The 6231-nt window shown below is 61.1% G+C and carries 5 protein-coding genes; 2 read left to right on the forward strand and 3 right to left on the reverse strand.

The genetic code is table 11. The annotated features are described in order from the left end of the window. Nucleotides 1–85 precede the first annotated feature (85 nt). Nucleotides 86–556, reverse strand: a complete 471-nt coding sequence (locus HX815_RS31030) for an Lrp/AsnC family transcriptional regulator (protein WP_008430161.1) — start codon at nucleotides 554–556, stop codon at nucleotides 86–88. Nucleotides 557–680: 124 nt separating this feature from the next. On the opposite strand from HX815_RS31030, the gene HX815_RS31035 reads away from it, so the two are divergent. Together HX815_RS31035 and HX815_RS31040 are read left to right on the forward strand one after the other, a co-directional pair. Beyond that, nucleotides 681–1925 (forward strand): methionine gamma-lyase, encoded by a 1245-nt coding sequence (locus tag HX815_RS31035; RefSeq protein WP_177029469.1) that lies wholly within the window; start codon nucleotides 681–683, stop codon nucleotides 1923–1925. Nucleotides 1926–2110: 185 nt separating this feature from the next. Next, a complete protein-coding gene (locus HX815_RS31040) occupies nucleotides 2111–2800 on the forward strand; it encodes a helix-turn-helix transcriptional regulator (protein ID WP_177029470.1) in 690 nt (229 codons plus the stop codon). A gap of 125 nt (nucleotides 2801–2925) precedes the next feature. Here the strand turns inward: HX815_RS31040 and HX815_RS31045 are convergent, their stop codons facing one another. Then, nucleotides 2926–4884 carry a MacB family efflux pump subunit gene (locus HX815_RS31045; RefSeq protein ID WP_177029471.1) on the reverse strand — a complete coding sequence of 653 codons (1959 nt, stop codon included), beginning with the start codon at nucleotides 4882–4884 and terminating at the stop codon, nucleotides 2926–2928. Nucleotides 4885–4887: 3 nt separating this feature from the next. Further along, complete coding sequence (gene macA / locus HX815_RS31050; RefSeq protein WP_032898521.1) at nucleotides 4888–6039, reverse strand: macrolide transporter subunit MacA; 1152 nt, start codon at nucleotides 6037–6039, stop codon at nucleotides 4888–4890. Nucleotides 6040–6231 lie beyond the last annotated feature (192 nt).

The raw sequence follows: 6231 nt of genomic DNA on the forward strand, positions 1-6231 counted from the left end.
GGTTACTTTGCCGCTTTTGCAAAGTGACTCGCTGTAAGAGCGAAACCATAAGCAGCCGTTACCCAAATAACGGATATACACACCATCACTCCGGCAAAGGAATCACCCGCAACGGCCGCACCGACTTATAAGAAAAACTCGAGTAAATCTCCTTAACACACGGCAACCCCTGCAACACCTCCCGCGCAAACTCTCCAAACGACTCCAGATCCTTCGCCACCACTTCCAACAAAAAATCATACCGCCCCGAAACGTTATGACACGCCACAATCTCGGGAATCTCCAGCAACCTTTGCTCAAACGCCCGGGCAACTTCCCGGGAGTGCGTATCCATCATGATGCTGACAAACGCCGTCACCCCATACCCCAGCGCCTTGGGCGACAGGATCGCCTGATAACCGCCGATCACCCCGCTGTCCTCAAGGTTCTTCACCCGCCGCCAACACGGCGAAGTGGTCAGCGACACCCGCTCCGCCAACTCCGCCACCGTCAACCGCGCATTACCCTGCAAGGCGTTTAAAAGTGCCTTGTCAGTCCGATCCAGATGCATGGGCATATCTTGCCTCAAAACGTCGTTTTTATTGTTTTTTATCCCAATCTACCGGCTTTTCCCAGCAAACTATGGAACGTTCGGCCGCCGTTATAAGCATAGCATTGTAGGAAATAAGGAGCGTCCGACCATGAAAAATAAACACAACACGTTCGGCTTTTCCACCCGCGCCATCCACCACGGCTATGACCCCCAGGACCACCACGGCGCCCTCGTGCCGCCCATCTACCTGACGGCAACCTTCGCCTTCCCCACCGCCGAATACGGAGCCGCCTGCTTCGCCGGCGAAGAGAGCGGACACTTCTACACCCGCATCTCCAACCCCACCCTGGCCCTGCTGGAATCGCGCATGGCCACCCTGGAAAACGGCGAAGCCGCCGTCGCCTTCAGCTCCGGCATGGGCGCAATTGCCGCGACGTTCTGGACCCTGCTGCGCCCAGGTGATGAAATCATCGTAAGCCAGACCCTCTACGGCTGCACCTTCGCCCTGCTGCACCACGGCATCGGCGAATTCGGCATCAAGGTGCGCCACGTCGACCTCACCGACCTGAACGCCCTGCGCGAGGCCATCAACCCGGCCACGCGCATGATCTACTTCGAAACCCCGGCCAACCCCAACCTGCAACTGGTGGACATCGCCGCCGTCGCCGAGATCGCCCACCGGCAACCCGGGATCACCGTGGTGGTGGACAACACCTACTGCACGCCCTACCTGCAACGCCCGCTGGAAATGGGCGCCGATGTGGTGGTGCACTCGGCCACCAAATACCTCAGTGGCCACGGCGATATCACCGCCGGCATCGCCGTCAGCAGCCAGGCCCTGGCCCAGCGCATTCGCCTGCAAGGGCTCAAGGACCTGACCGGTGCGGTGATGTCACCCCAGGACGCCGCCCTGCTGATGCGCGGCCTCAAGACCCTGGCCCTGCGCATGGACCGCCATTGCAGCAACGCCCTGGCCATCGCCGAAGCCTTGCAGGCCCATCCCCTGGTGGAATGGGTGACCTACCCCGGCCTGCGCTCCTTCCCCCAATACGAACTGGCCGCGCGGCAGATGAAACAATCCGGCGGCATGATCGCGTTTGAACTCAAGGGCGGCATCGACATGGGCCGACGCTTCATGAACGCCCTCAAGCTGTTCACCCGGGCCGTGAGCCTGGGGGACGCCGAGTCACTGGCCCAGCACCCGGCCAGCATGACCCACTCCACCTACACCCCGGAGCAGCGCGCCCACCACGGGATTTCCGAAGGGCTGGTGCGACTCTCGGCGGGCCTTGAGGATGTCGCCGACCTGCTGGCCGACGTTGCCCAAGCCCTGCAGGCCTGTGCCGTAAAGCCGAAATCCCGGGCGGTGCAACACAACGTTCATCACGCTTGAAGTAAATTCACAGGCAGGCGCGACGTTTATCAATAGCCCGGCCTGAAAAGGTCGGGCTTCTCCCGTTGCGCCCTGCACCGCAAAAAATTTGATCCATTCATTGGCCCGTTTGCGAAAGCCTGTACTAGCATACGAGGCGGCAGTCATGGAGATCACTGCCCTGTACGCCGCCCTCATTGAAACTCATGGATGAAATGATGAACTCACACCTGTTCCCCCACATTGGCAAAGTCATCGCCAGCACCGGCAGCCGGCATTTCCCGCGCATGCTGCACGACCTGATCCTCACCCAACTGGCGGTCGACGCGACGCACATCACGCAAATGCCTGTGAGTTCACCGCGCAAGGGCGGCAGTTCGCGAATGACGGGGGTCAGCCCGGTGTACACCGACCCGCTGCCAGGGCAGGAAGAGGCCCAGGCCGCCGCCCAACTGCACCTGACCCGGCGCAAGGATGACGTCAGCTACGTGCTGTCGGTGTATCGCTCCAACCCCTGCGAAAGTTTTTCCCAGCAGGAGCGGATCATCCTGCAAGACTTCTCCTCCCTGCTGCTGCCGATGGTTGAAAAACACATCAGCGCCCTGCAACCCAGCGGTCCGGACAGCGAAGCGCCGCAGCAACAAGGCATCGACACCTTGCGCCGGCGCTTTGAAGAGCGCCTCGCGCAATCGGGGCTGGCCCTGTCCAGCCGGGAGCTTGAGGTGTGCGTGGGGCTGCTGGCCGGGCGTACCGCGCCGGAACTGGCGGAGCAGTTGGCACTGAAGGTCAATACCATCGAGAGCTACCTCAAGCGGGCAGCGATCAAGATGGGCATCAGTGGCCGGCATTCATTGATGCGGTGGATGTATTCCACAGAAGAAAACGCCACTCTCTAGAACACCGAGGAACAAATGTGGGAGCGGGCTTGCTCGCGAATGCGCAGTGTCAGTCAATACATGTGTGACTGATCCAGCGCATTTGCGAGCAAGCCCGCTCCCACATTTTTTGATCTCTTCCCGGCCTAATCCCGGGCCAGGGCTTCAATCGGATCCAACCGCGCCGCATTCCGCGCCGGCACAAACCCGAACACAATCCCGATCAACGTCGAACACGCAAACGCCGTCACCACCGAGCCCAGGGAAAACACCATTTCCCACTCTTTCACAAACAACGAAAACAGATAGCCGATGGCGAATGACAGCGAGATGCCGATCATCCCGCCAATCAGGCAGACCATCACCGCTTCCACCAGGAACTGCTGGCGAATATCCGATTGCCGCGCGCCCACTGCCATGCGAATCCCGATTTCGCGGGTGCGTTCGGTCACCGACACCAGCATGATATTCATCACCCCGATACCGCCCACCAGCAACGAAATCACTGCAATCAACGACAGCAGCAACGCCAGGGAACGGCTGGTTTTCTGCACCGTCTGCATGATGCTGTCGAGGTTGTTGGTAAAGAAGTCCTTGGTGCCGTGACGTTGCAACATCAGCTTGGTGACGTTCTCTTCCACCACCTTGCTCGGCTGGCCGTCGTTGATGCGCACCGTGATGCTGTCCAGATGACGCTGGCCCAACAGCCGCCCCGCTGCCGTCTCGTACGGCACCCACACGTTCAACGCCTTGCTGGCGGCGAACATGTTTTTGTTGTCGGCCGTCACCCCGATCACGGTGCAGGGCAGGTTGCCCACCAGGATCACCTGGCCCAACGGATCCACGCCGGGCGCGAACAGCCGATGGCGCGCGTTGTGGTCGATCACCACCACCTGGGCCTGGCGCCGGGCGTCGCTTTCGCTGAAGGTAATTCCGGCTTCGAGCTTCAGGCCCTTGACCTGGAAATAGCGATCGCTGACCCCATTGACCTGGGCGTCCAGGTCGATATTGCCGTAACGCAGCAACAGGTTGCGCCCCACCACCGGCGTGGCGCTGTCGACGTAATACAGCTGGTTCAGCGCATCCACATCCGACGGCAACAACGTCTCGATGGCTGACGCACGGCTGTCACCAAAACTCTTGCCGGGAAAGATATCAATGGTGTTACTGCCAATGGCCTGGATGTCCTTGAGCACATAGCGCTTGGCGCCTTCGCCGATGGCCGAGATCGACACCACCGAGGTGATGCCGATGACAATGCCGAGCATGGTCAGCAAGGTGCGCATGCGATGGGAAATCAGCGCCACCCAGGCCATGTTGAAAGCCTCCTTGAACAGCCCGAGGCTCGCCACCAACTTGCGCGCACCGCTGCGCTTGGGCTCGATGGGCGCTTCGGTGGGCAGGTCGAGGCCGACACTCTGATTGGCGCGGTCACTGACGATCTCGCCATCGCGCACCTCAATGATCCGCTGGGCATTGGCCGCGACTTTCGGGTCATGGGTAACGATGATCACCGTGTGCCCGGCGGCGTGCAGCTCGGCCAGGATGCGCATCACCTCCTTGCCGCTGTGGGTGTCGAGGGCGCCGGTGGGTTCGTCGGCGAGGATCACTTCGCCGCCGTTCATCAAGGCCCGGGCGATACTCACGCGCTGTTGCTGGCCGCCGGACAGCTGGCTCGGGCGATGGGTCAAATGCCCCGACAACCCCAGGCGTGCCAGCAATTCCCCGGCGCGGCTGTGCCTGGCGGTTTCCGGCGTACCGGCATAAATCGCCGGCATTTCCACGTTGTGCAACGCGCTCAGGTGCGCGAGCAAGTGGTAACGCTGAAAGATAAAACCGAAGTAGTCGCGGCGCAGCTCGGCCAGTTGCTCATCCCCCAGGGTGCGGGTTTCGATGCCATTGATCTTGTAGCTGCCGGCGGTGGCGTAGTCGAGGCCACCGAGGATGTTCATCAGGGTGGATTTACCCGAACCCGAGGCCCCGGTAATCGCGACCATTTCCCCGGCGTGGATGGTCAGGTCGATGCCCTTGAGCGCAATGAATTCGCGGTCACCGGCCATGAAACTGCGCACGATGCCTTTAAGCTCCAGCAGTGGCTGACTCATCAATCAGCCCCCCGCCACGGCGGGCGATGGATCGCCGATCACCACCTTGTCGCCCTCGGCCAGGCCATCGAGGATCTGCACCTTGACGTTGTTGTTGATGCCGGTCTGCACCTGCCGCGTGTTGGCCTTGCCCTTGGCGTCCAGCACCCGCACCGGGAAACTGCCATCGGCATTGCGCGGGCCGAGTGCGGCCACCGGCACGGTCAGTGCGGCCTTGGCGGTGTCGAGCACGATGCGCACCTGGGCGGTCATGGCGATGCGCAGGCGGTGGTCGGGGTTGGGTACGTCGAACAGCGCATTGTAGAACACCGCGGTGTTTTGCTTGGGGGTGCCGGCGGTCTGGGTTTCGAGGAAATTCTGCGGGGCGGGTTCGGTGCCGCGCAATTTGGCGTAGTAGCGTTTGTCGGCCTCGCCGAGGATGGTGAAATACACCTGCTGGCCCGGACTGATGTGGATCACGTCCGCTTCGGAGACTTGGGCCTTGACGGTCATGGTGTCCAGGTCGGCGAGCTTGAGCAGCACCGGTGCCAGTTGGCTGGCGATCACGGTCTGGCCTTCCTGGGTGACGATGCCCACTACATCGCCGTCGATTGGCGCGACGATGCGGGTGTAGGCCAGGTTGATCTTGGCGGTGTCGATCTGGATGTGGGCGCTTTTGATCTGGGCGTCGAGGGACATCAGGTTGGCGCGCTGTACCTCGTAATTGGACTCGGCGGTTTCGAAGTCCTGGCGGGACACGGATTCGTCCTCCTGCAGGCCCTGATAGCGTTCGTAGACGGATTTGGTTTCCTTGAGTTGCGCCGCAGTAGCGCGGCGTTGGGCCTGGAGGTTTTCTTCGTCGACCTGGGCTTTGCGCAGGGTGTTCTGCAGGATCAACGGGTCGATTTCGGCCAGCCATTGGCCCTTCTTGACCTTGTCGCCGACCTTGACCTTCAGGGATTTGAGTTGGCCGGAAACCTGGGCGCCGACATCGACCTGCTTGACGCCTTCGAGCAGGCCGGTGGCCAGGACGGCGTTTTCGATGTCACTGCGTTCGGCGGTGGCGGTCAGGTATTGCGGCGCGTCTGCGGGGGCCTGCACGGTGTAGATGGTCAGGGCGGCGGCGATTGCCAGGGCCAGGGCCATTCCTGTTTTGCGAAGCTTTGACTTTTCCATAAGTGACCACAGAAGACGTTGAAGTTGGTCCGGCTTTTGGCTCGGAGTACATATCCGTTTTTTTGGTAACGGCTGATATTGGTTTCGCTCTTACAGCGGCTCACTTTTGAACAGCGCAAAAGTAAGCAAAACGCTCTTGCCCCACCACTCGGCACCTCGCCTAGGCTCGGTGTGCCCTCACTCCGGCTTTGG

It is taken from the genome of Pseudomonas sp. E6002 (assembly GCF_013385565.1).
In the GTDB taxonomy this organism is placed as follows: Bacteria; Pseudomonadota; Gammaproteobacteria; order Pseudomonadales; family Pseudomonadaceae; genus Aquipseudomonas.